Below are 17,701 nucleotides of genomic sequence, written 5' to 3'. Positions count from 1 at the left end.
GAGAATGTGATGAAGCAGAGGATCTGATGTAGAGCGATTTAAAGCGTTACATTGCGGTTTTAAGAGGTGGTCACGAGCTTACAAGAAACAACAAAACTTCGATTGATTTACTCGCCAAGTGCAGTTTCTGCTGCATATGGCGAGTGGTTAGTGTTAGCGCGTTAACTGCTTCTCCGCAGTTGCAAGCGCCTCAGAAACAGTCTGGCGTTCCAGTAGTGTGTTTTCGATGGCAGCGCCTTCAGACATCCAAAAAGTCATCATCTTTGGTATCGCTGGCATGATTTCGCCGTTTTCAGCGTTAATCATGGTTGAGCGAATTCGCTGATCGGACTCTAGAGTTTGCTGGAAAGATTTCAGAGTCACGGCACCAAGCGGCTTGTCGTTGTTGATAGTGGTGAGCGCTTCATCGGTAAACAAATAGTTTTCGATAAACTCTACTGCCAAATCTTCATTTGGGCTTGCAGAGCTAATACCGGCACTCAAAATACCAACGAATGGGTTCGATTTTTCTCCATCCAATGTAGGGAAGGTGGCAACCCCGTAGTTGATGCCAGCTTTGTCTAGGTTACCCCATGACCAAGGACCGTTGATCGTCATCGCCACTTCGCCTTTGGCAAAGGACGACTCGGCATTGGCATAATCCATTCCCGGATTGACAATGCCTTCTTGCTTCATGTTCAGCAAGAACGCTAGGTTGTCCTGAGCGCGTTGATTGTTGATCCCTGTGTCGTTGGCATCGTGACCTTGTGGCGTTTTCGCGAACGAATAAGTACCGGCAGAGACAATTGGCCAAGTGAAGTAGGCGTTTTTCACATCCCACATAATGGTCTCTTTGCCTTGTGCTTTCATCTTCGTATGAATAGCGGGTAGCTCTTCCCACGATTTAGGTGCTTCTGGCAGCAAGTCTTTATTGTAAATCAGTGAAATGGCTTCAATCGCAAGAGGGTAGCCAATGAGCTTGCCTTTGTAGTTCACCGCATCCCAACTAAAGTCGACCAGTTTATCTTGGAATGCTTTGCTCGGTTTCACTTCTCGCAGCAGACCAGATTCAGCGTAGCCACCGAAGCGGTCATGTGCCCAGAAAATGATGTCTGGGCCATCGCCAGTGGCAGCGACCTGTTGAAAGCGTGCTTCTAACGATTCTGGAAACTGAACGCTGACTTTAATACCAGTATCGGCTTCAAACTGTCGGCCTACTTCTGCAAGCCCTTCGTAACCCTTATCACTGTTGATCCAAATAAGCAGTTCACCTTCTGTGACTGCCATTGCTGGAGCTGCCGTTAACGTTGCTAGTGCCAAAGCGGTTAAGGATGTTTTTAGTGTTTTCATTGTGACTATCCTGTCCATTTGCATTGGGATAAGAATAATCGGATGCAATGAGTCGTAAAAATAGCCTTTTTGTTAAATGGTATAGATTTTTGCTATTTCACTTGCGCGAGGTGTGATCTTAATGAGTAAAATCAAGCCTCAGTTTTTACGGTGAGGCTTGATTACAGTAGGCTTCGATGAAGTCGGGCGGCTAACGCTCTGTAGCTACAATTTGAAAAATATGTGAAGCCAGTGGATTGAGGGCAATATCAACTTGGCCTGAGCCATTCGAGACACTAAGCTCTGCGGTGACTTTTGGATTTAGTCTACATGTTAGTGAGTAGGTACCATCGATTAACCCTAAAGCATTGATCACGTCCACGGACACGGAAATCGGTTCACCACTGGCTTGATGCGCATCAAAGTTAACTATGACTAACGCAGCATTGCCTTTGTTCTCACGCCAATATCCATAAAGCTTGTGGCGAAGCTCGCCATGGCGTTCATCACGCTGAATATCCAGTGACAGTCGAGAGCCTGACATCGCAGGGCTATGCTGCACAAAGCGCATTAAGCGTTGGTAAAAACGTCGCAGATTCAGTTCTTGTTCGGTGGATTGCCCGCCATCGAATGCGCCATTGTTCATCCAGCGCTGATGGCTTGGAACACCGATATAATCGAAAATCGAGGTACGGGTTGGCTGCCCAAAACCAGCGTGTTCTTCACCTGCTTCACCGAGCTCTTGGCCAAAGTAAAGCATTGTGGGCGCGTTACTGATGGTGGCTGAAATCACCATGGCTGGTAAGGCCGCTTCGGCGCTACCTGCAAACTCAGCGCAAGGGATCCGCTGCTCGTCATGGTTGTCGAGAAAGTGCAGCATGTGAGGTTCGATGTCACTGTGCTCGGTTTGGATACGAGAAATGGACTCTGTGCTATCTCGGCCTTGAATAATCGCTTTGAGCGTATCGTAGAGATCAACTTTGTCGTAGAGTGCATCCATTTTGCCAAGCTGAATGTAATCTCGATAAAGGTGTGGTTGGTACACTTCTGCCACTAAGAAAGCATCGGGATTGTTCAGTTTGATCGATGAGTTGAGAAAGCTCCAAAACTCCACCGGTACCATCTCTGCCATGTCATAGCGAAAGCCGTCGACGCCTTGATCTAGCCAATACATGGCAATGTCACGAAACTTGCGCCATGAGCTTGGTACATCTTTGTCATTCCAGAATTTGGCGTGGTCAGCAAAGTCCTTATGTCGATAACATTCGGGTAGTTCAGGAAAGTCTTTGCTGCCATCGGGTCTTACTCCGTAATTGACTTTAACCGTCTCATACCAGTCGTCGGCGCTCGGTTTGGCGTTTCTCGCGCCATTGCCGGTCCATTTAGCAGGGTACTCATGATAAGACTGCTTGAGTAATGGGTGATCCTCGCCACCAAGCGGTGCGAGATGCTCAGGTACATCGGGCAGTTCAAACGCTTGGTCTGGAATGTAGTAGAAGTTGTTTTCCCGCGAGTACTCGAGGCTGGTATCGTCTTCCGCACCAAAATCGGTGACGCCTTCAGGGTTGCTGAGCCCTTGGTATTGGCGAGCCACGTGGTTGGGCACAATATCAATCACCACTTTTAAGCCCGCTTTATGCGTGCGTTCAATCAGCTGCTTAAACTCTTGATTTCTTTCGGCGGGATCGTTGGCTAAATCTGGGTTCACCGAGTAATAGTCTTTCACCGCATAAGGTGACCCTGCGCGTCCTTTAACAACGGCAGGGTGATCATTGCGAATGCCATACTCGCTGTAATCACGGATAACCGCATGATGCGGCACACCGGTATACCAGACATGGGTCATACCGAGGTCTCGAATCGATGCTAGGGCGGCCTCGTTGATATCGCTAAACTTGCCGACACCATTTTGCTCTATGGTGCCCCAAGGCTGGTTGGTTGAATTGGTATTGCCAAATAGGCGGGTGAAAATTTGGTACAGATGAATCTTTTGCTCAGGTTTAGAAATGGAAGAGTTGGGCATAAAATCTCACCAAGCTGATGTTGTAGGAATTCTGTTTGGATATAGAAAAAATCTATCACGTCAATCTAGTGTAGTTGAAGGGAAAAGATGAAAACTCCTTCTTTTGGAGGATGATTTAGGGCGTAGATGAGATCTGGATAACAAATGCAGACCGAGAATTCAGTCTGCATGAATTTTAGGGCTTGATTGACAAGTAAGGAGAGGAAATTACTTGAGATATTTGACGTGCGCTTCCATCTCTTCGCCAATCTGTTTGCGCATGTTCATCAGCTTGATTGCCGATTCACGAAGTTGAATATCGTCTTCTGTTTGCGGTACCCACTCGGGCACCTCGGTGGGTTTGCCATTTTCATCCACCGCCACCATGATAACGATACAGTGTGTTGTGAGACGATTTTTCAGCTCTTTAGGGTCGCTGGCTTGCACATCGATGGCAATGTGCATTGAGCTTCTGCCGGTATAGATCACTTTGGCACTCACTTCTACCAAGTTGCCAACGTGGATTGGCTCAACAAAGCGAATGCCACCAGCGTAAGCGGTGATACAGTACTTGCCACTCCATGCCGCGCTGCAAGCGTACGCCGCTAAGTCAATCCATTTCATTACTGCGCCGCCATGCACTTTGCCGCCAAAGTTAACATCGCCTGGCTCGGCTAGAAAACGCAGGGTGGTCTCTCTTCTGCCACTGCTCATTATTTTTATTCCTTTATCTGAGCTGCTAAGTGACTTGATTATGACAAACTTGTTAACAACACGCTATGAGTTTGAGTGTGCGAGTTTTTTGCCGTTCGCTACTGTTTATCGATAGTGAGTTTAGGTGCCACCGCTTCTTGCGCTGGCTGAAGCTTTTTGGTCTTAATTTGCGACAAAATAACGCCGGAAATGACCATGAGCCCGCCAATAAGGTGGAACTGGGTAATTGACTCACCAAGCAGTACCGCAGCGAGAGCGACTGCGATAACTGGTAATAGGTTCATGAACATGGCACTGCCATCTGCGCCAATCAAATCGATCGCTTTTACCCACAGCAGTGGAGCAACCAAGGAACCTAGCAATCCCGCGTAGGCGATAAGCGGCAGGGCAGAGCTGCTTGGCAAGATTTGCTCGCTAGTCAGTAATAGTGGAAATAACATGATCACGGCAAATACGCCTTGTGTGTAAATCAGCATCCAGGTAGACAGCTGCATCTTCCAGCGTTTTAGTAGAACACAGTAGGTCGCATACACAATTGCTGCGAGTACCATCAGGCCATCACCTTGGGAAATGTCTTGGTGTAAAAAGAAGCTAAGGTCACCTTGCCCAAGCATAAAGGCAAGACCAGCAAGCGAGATCACGCCGCCAACGATGCTTAGCTTAGAGATACGTTTGCCAAGTAACGGCACGGAAATGAACACCGCGAGCAGGGGGACTAGTGAAGTTATCAGCGCCATATTAGAGGCCGTTGTAGTTGCCGCTGCGTAGTAGCCTAACGATTGGTTAAGCACCATGCCCAGCAATGCAAGAAACGCGAGTTTGGCGCTGTTTTTGCGGATCTCTGGCCAGTAACGCTTAACTTTTGGTAGGCAAAAAGGCGTCATTACCAAGATAGCAAGTGCCCAGCGATAGAAGCTCATCGCGCTCGGTTCAATGGCAGAGGCGGACATCTTGTTCACAAGGGCGTTGCCGCCCCATATCAACACAGTAAAGAAGGGAAGAAGATAGACCACTGTGAACCTCATCGCGTTTTGTAAGTTGATTCATAGTGTGACAGGTCGGTATAATTGCATGTATCTTTAAAACGACATTGCGCGCGATAGGAAGACAAGTTGAAAAAACACACTAGAAATTTGCACCCCTCTTTGTCTATCGACAAGATGCCCTCCAATGTTTTCATGAACTTTGACGCGTTTTTGTCTAATACGGAAACCCGCGTTCACTGCCATCCTTGGGGACAAGTCCAGCTGATTAGCGGTGGGATATTGGAAATGGAAGCGCAGGACACGCGTTTTCTTGCTCCGCCACACCTCGCCATTTGGGTTCCAGCGGGGGTGATGCATTGCAGCTACAACCGAAAACCGCTCGAATACTGCTCTCTTAATATTGCTCACGAGTTTACTGACGGGTTTCCAGATAAAACCAGCTTAATCAAAGTGACACCGATCGTCTCCTCGATCATTGAGGATTTTCGTCACCGTAACGTTAACGTGGCTGAATCTGACAAAGATCAGCGCCTGATCCAAGTGCTCTTAGACCAACTGAGCGATCAGCAAGAGCAGCACCACTTCCTACCGTCTAGTAATAACAAATATCTCGCACCTATTCTGGCGGCCATTGAGGAAGAACCAACTAACGACATTAGCCTTAAAGAGTGGGCATCAAAGGTTCATACGACTGAGCGTACGCTTGCGCGTTACTGCCAAAGCGAACTTGGTATGAGTTTTACCGAGTGGCGCTTGCGAGTACGGTACTTGTTTTCAATGGATCTATTGAGAAGTGGCCATTCAGTAAAAGAAGTCGCATTTACGCTCGGTTATAACCAAGCAAGTCCCTTTATCTCGATGTTTAAGAAATATTCTGGGCAAACGCCGGAGCAATATAAGAATAAGTTGTTGTAGAGAAATTCCCGTTGACTTGGCGTCATAGGGTTATTTGACACTTCAAGATTTTTAGCTGTCCTGCTACAAGCGATCTCAGCTATAGTTATTTGCTACTAAATTCTCACTCACTGAGACAGTCCTCTCAAAAGGTTGAGTCAGATTAAAGACATAGCTTTGAATTGGCGATTATCATTTGGCAGTTCTATGGTTGTGAGTCGTTTTATTACATGTTCCCCAAGCGCACTTGGCAAAATCTGATCTTCATCTTTCTCTATACGCTGCTTATTGGCTGTGTTTATCAAGTACTCACGTTTCGTCAGGAGCTGAGCGACAGTGCTGACCAAATTCTTAGCAAAGTTGAGTTTCAACTATCAAAGATCGAAAGAGAGTTGAGAGCCGTTTATCAACCGACGGATTGCAGCACTGAAGCGCAAAAGGTGCTGGCTCATCATGTGTTTCGAAGCTTAGGCTTACGTGGACTAGCCGTTGGGACAGTGCAGAGTGGCAATGAGGAATCGTTTATCGCTTGTAGTAACTTTGGCCAGCACAAAGCTGCGGTTACGTCGACATTTTGGGATGCTAGATACAGCCGAGATGTGGCGTTTGCGAAAATTAAGCAGATTGAGTATCGACGCGATCCCTCCTATGCCTTAGCGATTATTAAAGATAATACCATTGTCCTCGGAGCCATTAACCCACGCATTATTCTTGGCTGGTGGATTGAACCATTTTTCCCTCAGGCTAAGGTAGTCCTGTCTTTTAATGATGGCGAAGCATTGTTGACGCGTGGTATTGATATCGCCGATGGTGATGGTATTGAAATGTCGACTTATTCCGAACGTTACCCAATTATGATTCGTGTGACGCAACCTATTACTGTGCTTTGGGATAAGCTTTTGACCTTTATTGAGCGGCTTACACTAGGCGGAATATTGGCATTTGGTAGCCTGTTGCTGCTTGACGTTTATCGTCGTAGCACACGCAGAGAAAACCCAGAGCAAGACTTTGAGGTGAGTCATGATTAAGTGGTTGGTGGTGATGTCGCTATCGGCATTGGTGAGCCTAGTCGGTGCCTATTTCCGAATTACACATGAATTAGAGACGAGCGCGATCGGTGCAACAGCAAGGGTAGATAGGGAGATAAAGAACATTCTTAATGTTATCGACATGCTGCCGAGCGATCCCCATTGTGGAGATGAAGTGAAGCGTGAATACGCTAATATTGCGCATGAAAACGAGCGTATTCGTGCGGTGGGTTATATCTATGACACGGGCGAACAATGGTATGTGTGTAGCATGTTCGGGCGCCAACTTTCTAAGCTTAACTACTGGAGAGGCAGCAAAAAAGAGGGGGTGTTTATTGGACACTCATTGTTGACGGTACACTTCCCAGAGACGTCGTTTGTGGTCTCCAAAGACAAAGGGAAGCAGAAAGCTTTCGCTTACATCAACCCTAGAAGAGTGCTTGGTTACTGGATTGAGCCAAGCCTAGCGTATGCAAATTACAGCCTGACTTTGGATTCGGACTGCGTGCCTTTTTACACGCGATCACCAGTGAGAATGCAAAGCATGTTGCTGGAAACGGCGCATTCTGAACACCACCCTTATTCCATTCAAGCGACAGCTTCGTTTGTCGATGTGTTGAAACACGCTGGGATATATTGGTTGCGCGTGATGTGTATTGTTGGACTGGGTTGGATCAGTTATCGGCTGCTTAAAGGTTCTCTTCTTCAAGTGGTTGAAAAATAGCGAGTGCCATGTCGTATAAATACTTAGACTAAATGAGAATATTCCGTGATGGTTGTTTTACGTAATATTTATACAATGTATGCGTGGTTTTTATTTCATTTGAATTTTGAATGACGTCTCGCAATATATATAAACAATGTTTAGAAATTTGAGGTGGGATAAGGTTCGTATAAATTTGATGCTGTATAACAGTGAGGAAATTCAGCGCAAATTTATTCAATGCAATTAAAACAGTCCTTCACCAATATTTTCTATATTTTTCTCTACACGCTGCTGATTGGCTGTGTGTATCAGTTCTTTACGTTTCGCGAACAGGCTCATCAAGAAGCACAGCAAGTGCTAAGTGGTGTCGAGCGTCAGCTTACCCAAATTCAGTCAGAGCTGCATGTATTGTCTAACTATCTGTTTCCTTTAGCAGAGTGCGATAAATCGATGCAGACAGAGCTTGGTCATACGGTTTTTCGCAGCGTTTCAATGCGCGGCCTTTTTGTTGGTACCAAGCAACCAGATCATTATCAATTTTGCAGCAACCTAGGACCTACGAATCAGCCGCTGGATAATTCGTTTTGGAATGAAGCTCGAAAAGGGGATATTGGCTTTGCCAAGTTGCGCTCACCCACTCATGACGGTAATACTTCTTACGCGCTAGCACTTTATCGAGATGAAAACGTCGCTATTGCAACGATTAACCCCACGGCGATATTGGGATGGTGGGTACAAGAAGCGCCTCAGGAAACTCATAGGATCCTTCACTTCTCAAACGACGAAACGCCACTTTTGCAGAAAAATAGCGCTTCATTTGGGGATTACAAAGCCACCAAAGAGTCGCTATTGTTTCCTATTTCGATTTCAGTCTATAAAGATACTGCTCTATACAGGCAAGGAGTCGTCACCTTTATCGTAAGGTTGTTGGTGGTGTTCGGAATGGTAGTGGGTGCCATTGCAATGATTGGCTTTCGTAAAAAGCAGGTGCAGCCTGAGAAGGTGCAGGAGCAAAAATGAGAGTTGTCATCTATTCACTGTTGCTAACGGTACTGCTCAGTGTTTTGAGTTATATCTTTGCAACCGCCACCATTAAACAAGACATCGCCAACGAACTTGAGGCCAGTTTGACAAGCATCGATAGTAGGATTGAATCTACGTTGAATTTGGTGGTGTCTCTACCCAAGCATGAAGGGTGCGAATCAGAACATCGCCGATTCTACAATCGAAAGGCGTATATCGAAGAGGAAGTTCGAGCGCTCGGCTATGTAAGAAACCACACAACGGGCTGGTATGCGTGCAGCTTGTTTGGAGAAGTGTCATCAAACAAAAGCTATTGGGCTGGCAATACTAGCGATGAAGGTGTGTTCATTGGTTGGTCTCTGCTGACGACATACTTCCCTGAGCCATCGTTTGTTGTTGCTCAGCAGGTAGGCGATACCGAGTATTTTGCCTATGTAAATCCGCGCAGAATGTTGGGACACTGGTTAGAGAGCCCGCTTCGCGACTACTTTTATCAGGTGTATCTATTGGGAGAATCACTGCCACGTTATTCAAGCGAACACGTCAATATCGATAACAGTTTTTGGTCTACTTTTGTTCTTAGCCATCGCGTTGTATCACCACAATACCCTTATGAATTAAAGGTATCGGTATCACGCAGTGCCGTATTGCTGAGAACCGCGACCTATACGCTCAGAATGCTATTGGCCTTTGGTGTCATTTGGTGGATTTTTATCGTGGTTAGACGGGCACTTAGACCCGTTGCTTTACACCATGCTAGCTATGAGCACCATGCTAACGACGATTGATAACTGAGTCACGAGTCACGAGTCGGCCAGTAATTAAAGGCTTGCTCGACATTGGCTTGTCTTCCAGAATGGCGTCTAACTTCTCCATAGCCATATCGACTATCTGCTGTGAAGGGTAGCTGATGCAGGTGAGGGGAGGATTGAGCTGGCTTGCCAATTGTGAATCTTCCAGTGACACGATCGAGACTTCTTGAGGTGTCGCTAAATTGAAATCTCTGAACAGGTTCATTGCGACAGCAGCTTGGCTGTCACGCATGACTACCAAGGCCGTAAACGGGTGGTAGCTGTTTAATAGCGACATAATCGCTTGCTCATTGTTGCCATTCGCTGTGACGATAAGCTGTCTGTTGACTGGCATTGCCGAGTTTTGTAGCGATGTTTTATAGCCTTCAAGCACTTGTGTTGACGCGTAACTTTCATCGTCCACGACGATGGCTATACTTGCGTGGCCTTTACTCGATAAGAAGCGGCACGCACTTTCTGCTGCGAACTTGTAATCGTATCCGATAGCATGCTCAGCGCTTGCCAAACTATCGATGGCAATGACGTTGTCGGTAGCCAAGGATTGAATCGTGCCACCGAGTGAGATGATGGCGTCACAGTGTCTTTGATTAAGTTCTTCTACCATACGTACTTGCTCGTCTGCTGTTTCTGCAAATTGAACCAGCATGTGTTTGCCTTTCGCTTTCAGTGATTTTGCAAGTAGAGGTAGGTAAGTAGACACTTGTCCAGCGTCACTAGAGGAAAGGATAACGCCAATATAATCGGAGCGTTGATTTGCCAGTGTTTGTGCAGCGGCATTTGGGCGGTAGTTAAGTTCTTCGGCGGCGCGTAATACAGCCTCACGACTCTCTGGCTTAACACCACGGCTGCCACTCATCACGCGAGAAACGGTCGCTTTCGATACGTTTGCTAGCAGAGAGACATCGGTGATAGTAGCCATGACAACAACCTTAATAGATTCATAGAGTTTCTAGAACTGGGAAACCGTTTCCCAAGATTTCCGTTATTGTACTCTTTCAGAGGTACTGATCCAAGTCTGATGAGAGGATATAAGGTGAGGAAAAAGAGCAGCCCAGAGTAAGGAACACGACAAGGCTTCAAAAGCTGGGCTCCTAAAAACAGGCTGCTTACGACCAAAGATGTTGAAAACGCTCCTATAAGACGTTTTCATGCCTGACTCGCCCCGTTAATGGTCGAAAAAACTGAAAAAAGTAAAGTGAGATCGAATTACTAAGCGGTCCGCTTGTGCAGTTCAATCATTTCCGCGACTAACTCTTTTGCCAGCATGGAAGTCATTAGGTGATCTTGTGCGTGAACCATCACTAGCGTCATCTTCATTTTACCCGTGCCTTCGTCGGCTTCGATAAGCTGGGTCTGAACTAGGTGAGCTTGGTTTGCAAACTCTTGTGCTTCTTTCATCAAGCCCTCAGCCTCTTCAAACTCGCCGTTTTTAGCATGGCGAAGTGCTTCATAACAAAGGCTGCGAGACTGACCCGCATTGATGATGATGCCCATCACTTGTTCTTCTAGATCCATAGTTTCCATTTTGCTTACCTCTTAAATTCTTAAATGGAGCCTACCGAAAGGTAGACAGTGTCGCCCCTCGCTCAACCCCAATTAAGACTAGGGGGCGACTTTTTTATTATTGGTTTCAACCGTGTCTGATAGTTCAGAATTGGTTGATTATGCTGTTACTGGCTGACCAGCCGCTTCTTGTTGGTTTTTCTCGTCCGCTGCTTCTTGCTCAAGAAGTTGTTTTTCATAAGCTTTTAGGAATGGCAGGTACATCATTGCTGACATAGCCATACAGATGAAGCACATGATGACAGGACTGAATGCCCAGTTAGCTGCCCACGATGCACCGATAGGTCCTGGTGTTGTCCAAGGCGTTAGAGAAACCACACGCTCTACTAGACCCCAGTCAAGAGCAAACCAACCTAGAGTTGCGTTCACCATTGGTACCAAAATGAATGGCAGGAAGAACACAGGGTTCATGATGATTGGCGCACCAAATAGAATTGGCTCGTTGATGTTAAATAGGCCTGGTACGGTACCCATCTTACCAATGGTACGTAGGTGAACGGCTTTACTACGAAGTAGTAGGAACGCAAGTGGAAGTGTTGAACCTACGCCACCAATAAGTAGGTAGTGATCCCAGAAACCTTGAACGAAGATGTGCGGAATGGCTTCACCTGCTGCCATTGCTGCTTGGTTAACTGATAGGTTCGCCATCCAGAATGGGTTCATGATACCTGTTACGATTAGTGCACCGTGGATACCCGCAAACCAAAGGATTTGACATACCAGTACCGCTAGTAGAACAGCTGGTAGCGTATCAGAGGCAGATACTAGTGGCTGAACAAGAGCCATGATTGCTTCTGGGATGATCATGCCCGTTTGCGCTTCGATAAACAGGTTTAGAGGGTGAAGCGTGATGATGATTGCCAATACAGGGATCAGGATTTCAAATGAACGCGCAACACCTGTTGGCACTTCTGGTGGAAGCTTGATAGTGATGTTGTTGCGCTTCAGGAATGCGTAGACTTCAGTAGAGTACAACGCTGTCATGATCGCCGTAAAGATACCTTGACCAGAGAAGTACTGCATTGACAGCATGCCGTCTTGAACTGGCGCTGCAACAAGCAAGAAGCTCATTAGTGATAGCAAACCTGTCGTAACAGGATCAAGATCGTGATGGCGAGCCAAGCTTGACGCTATCCCCACCGATATGAATATGGTCATGATCCCCATACTCAAGTTGAATGGCAGTATGAGCTGCTCACGATATGTCTCAGAAAAATCTAGCCATGCGCGTGCAAATCCCCAAGTCGTTTCCGCAGAAAACGGAGGGAAGATAAACACCAGCATGAAAGAACCAACAATCATAAAAGGTAGTGCAGCAATAAAGCCGTCACGTATAGAAGTGATGTATTTTTGTTGACCAATCTTACCAGCAATAGGGGTGACCTTTTGCTCGATAACATTGACCATTTTGTCGTACATAGCGCCCATGTCGTTACTCTCGTTAGGATAAAGTTTAGAAAAGCTCGGCGTCGAAAATTGACTAAGGGGGGACGCCGAGCAAAAACAGGTTAGCTGATAAGTTCTAGTGCAAAATCAAGCACTTTATCGCCTTTCTGCATGCCGTAATCCATCATGTTGATTGGCTCAACTTTGATGCCGAGAGCATCTGCTTTCTTTTGGAAATCTGCTTGCATGTATTTCACTTGAGGACCAAGAAGAACAACCTCGTAGTTACCTACTTGAACGTCGAACTCACTTGCGCCAAATGCTTTGATTTCAGCCTCGATACCGCGTTCTTGCGCAGACGCTTCCATTTTCTTAACCAGTAGAGAGGTAGACATACCAGCAGAGCAGCAAAGCATAATTTTTTTCATTTTTTCTTCTCCAGAATCTTGAATGCCTAATCAATATGCCCTTAAGGAAATCATTTGGAAACCGGTTTCCAAATGATTTCCAGGCAAGTGTGAAAACGATCACTGGAAACCCGAGTTATGGCGAAAAATTCGTGACACAGTTAACGAATGATCTTGAACTGGGAAACTAAGCGCTTCAAACGGCGCTGATGACCTTAAATTGAGTACTAGAAATGGCTCAGTGGTGGGGGAAGCGTGATCTAAAGTCGGAATTGAGCGAGTGATGAGGTAAAAAACGTGGCGGAGTCGGCAGATTTGGATAATCGGTTTCCGAGAGTTTGTGCATTCGGGTATCCTGACGCGGATCCATATAGCCGGTAGAGTAAATGAACCAATCCATTATGAGACTGTGTGCCAATCAGGTAGAACAGTTCATGAATCCTGTAGCAAAACTGCTGATGCGCAGTCAGCACCTTATGGCTATGCGTGATGGTTTCCAGTTGGCAATGCCTTTCATTTTTGTCGGCTGTATGTTTGTCCCGATTATCTTTCCTCCGTTTGCCGATTCTGAGTCTTGGATGTCGATGGCTTGGATGGACTTATCTTTGGCGTTAAGACCCATCTTGTTGCCAACTTATCAACTGACACTGGGCGTCGTAGGGCTTATCGTTTCCTTTGGCGTTTCTGCCAGTCTCGCGAAGAGCTATCAATTGCCAGAGCGCCTGTCTGGATTGACAGGGTGTATGGCGTTTCTCATGCTGGCCGGCTTCTATATCGATGGACAAGAAGATGCGCGCTACCTAGGTGGTGCAGGACTGTTTACAGCGCTTATCGCGAGTCTGTATTCAATAGAAGTCGTTAGGTTCTTTATCCGTATGGGCTGGTACATCAAGATGCCGGAAGATGTTCCTATTCTAACGATTCAAAGTTTTAAGCTCATCGTGCCGATCTTTGCCGTGATGATCAGCATTTCAACATTCAATGTTTTTCTTGATGCTGAGTTTGGTGTGCACTTTCCGCAATTAATAGAAGAGCTATTCCGCCCTTTAGTGCTAGCCTCAGATAGTCTCGCTGCGGTGTTAATTTCGATACTGATTTGTCAGCTTCTTTGGTTTATGGGGATTCATGGCGCACTGATCATTACCGGAATTATGAATCCATTCTGGATGTCTAACCTGCTTGAGAACCAAACGGCATTGGAAGCCGGCGGTCAGGTACTCCCTCATATCTATCTACCTGCTTTTTGGGACTTTTTTGTTTTGATAGGCGGGGTAGGTTCAACATTACCATTGGTGTATCTTGCGATTAAAAGCCGTTCAAAACAGTTAAAGTCGGTGGGTAAGGTTGGCGCGATTCCGGCGATATTTAATATTAACGAGCCAATATTGTTTGGCTTCCCAATTATTATGAACCCGCTTTTCCTTGTGCCGTTTATTTTTGTCCCAATGCTCAACGCAACCATTGCTTGGTTCTTAACTTCGGCGGAGATTTTGGATCGCGTGGTACTAATGATTCCATGGTCTGTACCTGCCCCAATCGGTGCGGCGTGGGCTGCCAATGGGAGTTACATGAACGCGTTAATGGTCGTGTTTGCTATGGTCAATGCTTACTTTATCTACCTGCCTTTCTTCAGAACCCATGAGAAAATTTTGGTTGAGCAAGAAGAAGAGCGAGCAAAACGAATGCAGCAAGCACAAGCGGCCCAGTAGCTGCGTGTGCCCGCTGTCATTGGGTGTTTATTTAGCAGCGACTCGTTTACCGAAGGTATTGATCAAAGCCCCTATCACTATGAGTGAGCCACCAATGTAAGTCCAAACAGTAGGGACTTCATTGAACAGCGCTAAACCTAGCAAAATAGAGAACACAATCTGAACATAGGAGTATGCCGAAGCTTTGCCTGCCGCTTGGGTTTGCATTGCTTTGGTTAATCCTAGTTGACCTATTTGCGTGAAGACACCCACCAACACCAGCATTATGGTGAGATACCAATCCGGCATCACGAAGTCGTCGCCAATCAATAGAATGGAGACTGGCAACGCAACCAATGGGAAGTAGAAAATGATCACTGAGCTGTCTTCAGTTTGGCTTAGCTTCCTAACGATAACGTAAGCGATAGAGCTGCCAAATGCGCCAAGGAGCGCAATACCTACACTGAATAACGGCAATGACTCTGTCGTACTACTGCCTAACGTTGGTCCCACCATAAACGTCAAGCCGAGAATACTCAGCACGATACAAATGATGGTCGATTTCTGAATGCTTTCTTTTAGAAACCAAAAAGCGAGTAAGGCAGTAAAGATAGGGTGGATATACTGAAGTATTGTCGCTTCGGCGAGAGGCAACGTGGTCACCGCATAGTACACACAGATCAAAGCCAGCGAGCCAACGACACCGCGTAACAGTAACAAGGGTCTTTTGTGCCCCCAAACTGAAATTCCTTTCCTTTTGACATCCAGATAGCTCAATACCAGAGAGACTAATGCACGTGCTGCCACGATTTCAAATACGGGAATACCATAAGTGCTCACATATTTTACACAGGCAGACATCAGCGCGAAGCCAAGTGCCGATAGCACCATGTAGCGAACGCCAACGGGTACGATTGAGTCGAAAGTAGAGGTCATAGATGTCTCTTTGAAAGGTTGACGTGGGTTTTATCTTTGCTTACCCAAGAATTTTTCAACAGATGCTTTTGGCTGCTTAGCGAGCTTTTGCATCAACTGAAAACTCGGCTTCTCGATAGCGTGCTTTTCAGTTATAGAGTTCACTAAAAGTAACCAAAGTGATGCTGTCACCTCGGCATCCGCTAACGCACGGTGAAATACACCATCATTGGCGATGCTGTGGTACGCCACAAGGTCGCCCAATTTGTGTGAACTGACTTCTTGGTTGAGGCGTCGAGAAACTAACAGCGAGCATGCAAACTCACCCTTGTATCCTTTGCCAATTAATTCCAGTTCAGCATCTAAAAAACGCTTATCAAATGATGCGTTATGAGCCACCAAATTTGCATCACCAATAAAATCGACAAATTCGCTCATCACTTCGTCACAGCTTGGTGCGTGGCTGAGCATATTGTTAGTGATGCCAGTGTAGCCTTCAATGAAGCCGCTGACTCGGAAACCGGGATTCATCAATGATTGAAAGCGGTCAACCACTTGGCCATTTTCTAGTTTCACAGCACCAATTTCGATAGCGCGATCGCCTTGGTTCGGTGATAAGCCCGTAGTCTCAAAGTCGAGTACGATGGCGGAAGTGGCGAGTGCGGTCATAGTGAAATCTCAGGAAAAAGTTGGGAGGCAGAGTCTAGCTTGAACGCGTGATGAAGGAAACCTCATGATTGTGGTTTTTGGTTACAGACTCACTATATGGAAAAGAAAAGGTCCAGCAAAACTGGACCTTTAACTTTAATCTGGGTTCTATATTAATCTAAGTTCTCGCCGTTCGTCGCGATGACTCGTTGATACCAGTAGAAACTGTCTTTCTTGTAGCGTTTAAGCTCTTTTTCGCTCTCTTCGTCACGATCAACATAGACAAAGCCGTAGCGTTTCGCATAGCCGTTCAACCAACTAAATAGATCTTGATAAGACCAAGTGCAGTAACCAATGACTTCACAGCCATCTTCTATCGCATCGTTGATGGCTTCAACGTGTGCTTTTAGGAATGCGATACGATAGTCGTCGTGTACGTGACCGTCTTCAGTGAGTGTGTCGTAAGCGCCCAAACCATTTTCACTAATTAGAATAGGCAGGTTATAGCGAGACGTGATGCGGCGAAGTGCAACACGCAGCCCTTCAGGATCGATAGCCCAGTTCCAATCCGTCATTTTTAGGTGTTCGTTGTCGGCGCGAACATAATAATCATCAGTAGGAATACGAGCCACATCAGAAACAACAGAAACCTGCGCCGCATTACCGGTTTGCGCCGTTTGCTCGCGGTTTTCGGGTGCGACAAATGTGGCTGATTGGTAGTAGTTCAGACCCATGAAATCACAGATACCGGCTTTAAGTAGTTCTTTATCGCCTTCTTGGAAGTTGATGTGGATACCAATACGCTCGAGCAGTTTTAGACCAATCTTTGGATAAGCGCCTTTTGCGTAGACATCCATCCACAGCAGATCTTGTATCTCTTGCGCGTTTTCAGCGGCAATCACATCTTCTGGGGCGGCGGTTTTCGAGTAAGTTGGGCTGTACGCAAAGCTTGCGCCAATTTGACCTTTAATACCCATCTCTTTGAATCGCTTCACAGCATTGGCATTCGCTAGACTCGCGATGTGGTTGGCATTGATAAAGCGCTGGTAATCAGAAACTTTTGGTGGATGGATCTTTTGTACGTACCCTAGGCTTGTGAAAATATTTTGCTCATTCATGCAAACCCAGTACGGCACCTTGTCACCATACTCGCTGAACAGGACTTCGCAATAACGCGTAAAGTCCGTCAGAATTTCACGACTTTCCCAGCCTTGATATTCGTCTTGCAGCGCTTGTGGAAGATCCCAGTGGTAGATAGTTAGGATCGGTGTGATGCCACATTCGATCAGCTTATTGATAACGTTGTGGTAGAACTCTACGCCTTTCGGGTTTACCGTGCGGCCATCTGGCATGATGCGCGTCCAAGCGACAGAGAAGCGATAGGCCTTTAGTCCCATTTCTCGCATCAGTTCGATGTCTTCTTCATATTTATGGTAGAAGTCGATCGCCACTTCACCTGTTGTATCTTTAAACGTATTACCAGGAACACGTGAGTACACATCCCAAATCGAATCGCCTTTACCGTCTAGATTTGCTGCCCCTTCGATTTGATAGGCTGCTGATGCGCTGCCCCATAAGAAGTTCTCTTGAAATGCCATAGCTACCCCGATTAACCCTTTTT

The 17,701-nt window shown here is 46.3% G+C and carries 17 protein-coding genes; 6 read left to right on the top strand and 11 right to left on the bottom strand.

Annotated features, from left to right (window positions below):
* Positions 1-153: 153 nt before the first annotated feature.
* The 4 genes from malE to ACJB0T_RS03550 all read right to left on the bottom strand — a co-directional run bounded on the left by malE (position 154) and on the right by ACJB0T_RS03550 (position 5,037).
* Positions 154-1,329, bottom strand: coding sequence for a maltose/maltodextrin ABC transporter substrate-binding protein MalE (malE, locus tag ACJB0T_RS03565; RefSeq protein ID WP_479292821.1), 1,176 nt, complete (start codon positions 1,327-1,329; stop codon positions 154-156).
* A gap of 190 nt (positions 1,330-1,519) precedes the next feature.
* Entirely contained in the window at positions 1,520-3,331 is a 1,812-nt protein-coding gene (locus tag ACJB0T_RS03560) for an alpha-amylase family protein (RefSeq protein ID WP_479292823.1), read from the bottom strand.
* 207 nt (positions 3,332-3,538) lie between these two features.
* Positions 3,539-4,024: an acyl-CoA thioesterase gene (locus ACJB0T_RS03555; RefSeq protein WP_479292826.1), complete on the bottom strand. Its 486-nt coding sequence runs from the start codon at positions 4,022-4,024 to the stop codon at positions 3,539-3,541.
* Between the two features lie 98 nt (positions 4,025-4,122).
* Entirely contained in the window at positions 4,123-5,037 is a 915-nt protein-coding gene (locus tag ACJB0T_RS03550; RefSeq protein WP_479292828.1) for a DMT family transporter, read from the bottom strand.
* 99 nt (positions 5,038-5,136) lie between these two features.
* Here ACJB0T_RS03550 and ACJB0T_RS03545 point away from each other — a divergent pair, with 99 nt between their 5' ends.
* The 5 genes from ACJB0T_RS03545 (at position 5,137) to ACJB0T_RS03525 (ending at position 9,449) form a co-directional block, all read left to right on the top strand.
* Positions 5,137-5,925: an AraC family transcriptional regulator gene (locus ACJB0T_RS03545; protein WP_479292830.1), complete on the top strand. Its 789-nt coding sequence runs from the start codon at positions 5,137-5,139 to the stop codon at positions 5,923-5,925.
* Positions 5,926-6,086: 161 nt separating this feature from the next.
* Positions 6,087-6,932 (top strand): hypothetical protein, encoded by an 846-nt coding sequence (locus tag ACJB0T_RS03540; protein WP_479292832.1) that lies wholly within the window; start codon positions 6,087-6,089, stop codon positions 6,930-6,932.
* Positions 6,925-7,656 carry a hypothetical protein gene (locus ACJB0T_RS03535; RefSeq protein ID WP_479292834.1) on the top strand — a complete coding sequence of 244 codons (732 nt, stop codon included), beginning with the start codon at positions 6,925-6,927 and terminating at the stop codon, positions 7,654-7,656. The genes ACJB0T_RS03540 and ACJB0T_RS03535 overlap by 8 nt, the downstream gene beginning before the upstream one ends.
* Positions 7,657-7,875: 219 nt before the next feature.
* On the top strand, positions 7,876-8,658 hold the full coding sequence (locus ACJB0T_RS03530; protein WP_479292836.1) for a hypothetical protein: 783 nt from the start codon (positions 7,876-7,878) through the stop codon (positions 8,656-8,658).
* Complete coding sequence (locus ACJB0T_RS03525) at positions 8,655-9,449, top strand: hypothetical protein (protein ID WP_479292838.1); 795 nt, start codon at positions 8,655-8,657, stop codon at positions 9,447-9,449. Before ACJB0T_RS03530 ends, ACJB0T_RS03525 begins: the two co-directional genes overlap by 4 nt.
* Here the strand turns inward: ACJB0T_RS03525 and ACJB0T_RS03520 are convergent.
* The 4 genes from ACJB0T_RS03520 to ACJB0T_RS03505 form a co-directional block, all read right to left on the bottom strand.
* Complete coding sequence (locus ACJB0T_RS03520; protein ID WP_479292839.1) at positions 9,436-10,392, bottom strand: LacI family DNA-binding transcriptional regulator; 957 nt, start codon at positions 10,390-10,392, stop codon at positions 9,436-9,438. The two genes, ACJB0T_RS03525 and ACJB0T_RS03520, sit on opposite strands and share 14 nt — an antisense overlap.
* Before the next feature lie 290 nt (positions 10,393-10,682).
* Complete coding sequence (chbA, locus tag ACJB0T_RS03515) at positions 10,683-10,988, bottom strand: PTS N,N'-diacetylchitobiose transporter subunit IIA (RefSeq protein WP_479294527.1); 306 nt, start codon at positions 10,986-10,988, stop codon at positions 10,683-10,685.
* A 147-nt stretch (positions 10,989-11,135) separates the two neighbouring features.
* Positions 11,136-12,464, bottom strand: coding sequence for a PTS sugar transporter subunit IIC (locus tag ACJB0T_RS03510; protein WP_479292841.1), 1,329 nt, complete (start codon positions 12,462-12,464; stop codon positions 11,136-11,138).
* 80 nt (positions 12,465-12,544) lie between these two features.
* A complete protein-coding gene (locus tag ACJB0T_RS03505) occupies positions 12,545-12,850 on the bottom strand; it encodes a PTS sugar transporter subunit IIB (protein WP_479292843.1) in 306 nt (101 codons plus the stop codon).
* Between the two features lie 365 nt (positions 12,851-13,215).
* On the opposite strand from ACJB0T_RS03505, the gene ACJB0T_RS03500 reads away from it, so the two are divergent.
* Positions 13,216-14,538, top strand: a complete 1,323-nt coding sequence (locus tag ACJB0T_RS03500; RefSeq protein WP_479292845.1) for a PTS sugar transporter subunit IIC — start codon at positions 13,216-13,218, stop codon at positions 14,536-14,538.
* Positions 14,539-14,565: 27 nt separating this feature from the next.
* On the opposite strand, the gene ACJB0T_RS03495 is transcribed toward ACJB0T_RS03500, so the two are convergent.
* The 3 genes from ACJB0T_RS03495 to ACJB0T_RS03485 form a co-directional block, all read right to left on the bottom strand.
* Positions 14,566-15,453 (bottom strand): DMT family transporter, encoded by an 888-nt coding sequence (locus tag ACJB0T_RS03495; protein ID WP_479292846.1) that lies wholly within the window; start codon positions 15,451-15,453, stop codon positions 14,566-14,568.
* Between the two features lie 30 nt (positions 15,454-15,483).
* The gene (locus tag ACJB0T_RS03490; RefSeq protein WP_479292848.1) at positions 15,484-16,101 is read right to left on the bottom strand and encodes a 3'-5' exonuclease; all 618 of its coding nucleotides are present in this window, start codon (positions 16,099-16,101) and stop codon (positions 15,484-15,486) included.
* Positions 16,102-16,253: 152 nt separating this feature from the next.
* On the bottom strand, positions 16,254-17,678 hold the full coding sequence (locus ACJB0T_RS03485; RefSeq protein ID WP_479292850.1) for a glycoside hydrolase family 1 protein: 1,425 nt from the start codon (positions 17,676-17,678) through the stop codon (positions 16,254-16,256).
* Positions 17,679-17,701 lie beyond the last annotated feature (23 nt).

The sequence above is a fragment of the Vibrio sp. CB1-5 genome (genome assembly GCF_059412285.1).
Note: the sequence above shows the minus strand (reverse complement) of the source record. Positions and strands in the feature narration are given on the sequence as shown.

Bases quoted from the DNA above. Each gene is read 5' to 3' on its own strand.
- ACJB0T_RS03490 (WP_479292848.1), bottom strand. From the start codon at position 16,101: ATGACCGCACTCGCCACTTCCGCCATCGTACTCGACTTTGAGACTACG.
- ACJB0T_RS03535 (WP_479292834.1), top strand. From the start codon at position 6,925: ATGATTAAGTGGTTGGTGGTGATGTCGCTATCGGCATTGGTGAGCCTA.
- ACJB0T_RS03485 (WP_479292850.1), bottom strand. From the start codon at position 17,678: ATGGCATTTCAAGAGAACTTCTTATGGGGCAGCGCATCAGCAGCCTAT.
- ACJB0T_RS03530 (WP_479292836.1), top strand. From the start codon at position 7,876: ATGCAATTAAAACAGTCCTTCACCAATATTTTCTATATTTTTCTCTAC.
- ACJB0T_RS03510 (WP_479292841.1), bottom strand. From the start codon at position 12,464: ATGGGCGCTATGTACGACAAAATGGTCAATGTTATCGAGCAAAAGGTC.
- ACJB0T_RS03505 (WP_479292843.1), bottom strand. From the start codon at position 12,850: ATGAAAAAAATTATGCTTTGCTGCTCTGCTGGTATGTCTACCTCTCTA.
- ACJB0T_RS03525 (WP_479292838.1), top strand. From the start codon at position 8,655: ATGAGAGTTGTCATCTATTCACTGTTGCTAACGGTACTGCTCAGTGTT.
- ACJB0T_RS03560 (WP_479292823.1), bottom strand. From the start codon at position 3,331: ATGCCCAACTCTTCCATTTCTAAACCTGAGCAAAAGATTCATCTGTAC.
- ACJB0T_RS03555 (WP_479292826.1), bottom strand. From the start codon at position 4,024: ATGAGCAGTGGCAGAAGAGAGACCACCCTGCGTTTTCTAGCCGAGCCA.
- malE (WP_479292821.1), bottom strand. From the start codon at position 1,329: ATGAAAACACTAAAAACATCCTTAACCGCTTTGGCACTAGCAACGTTA.
- chbA (WP_479294527.1), bottom strand. From the start codon at position 10,988: ATGGATCTAGAAGAACAAGTGATGGGCATCATCATCAATGCGGGTCAG.
- ACJB0T_RS03500 (WP_479292845.1), top strand. From the start codon at position 13,216: ATGAACCAATCCATTATGAGACTGTGTGCCAATCAGGTAGAACAGTTC.
- ACJB0T_RS03495 (WP_479292846.1), bottom strand. From the start codon at position 15,453: ATGACCTCTACTTTCGACTCAATCGTACCCGTTGGCGTTCGCTACATG.
- ACJB0T_RS03520 (WP_479292839.1), bottom strand. From the start codon at position 10,392: ATGGCTACTATCACCGATGTCTCTCTGCTAGCAAACGTATCGAAAGCG.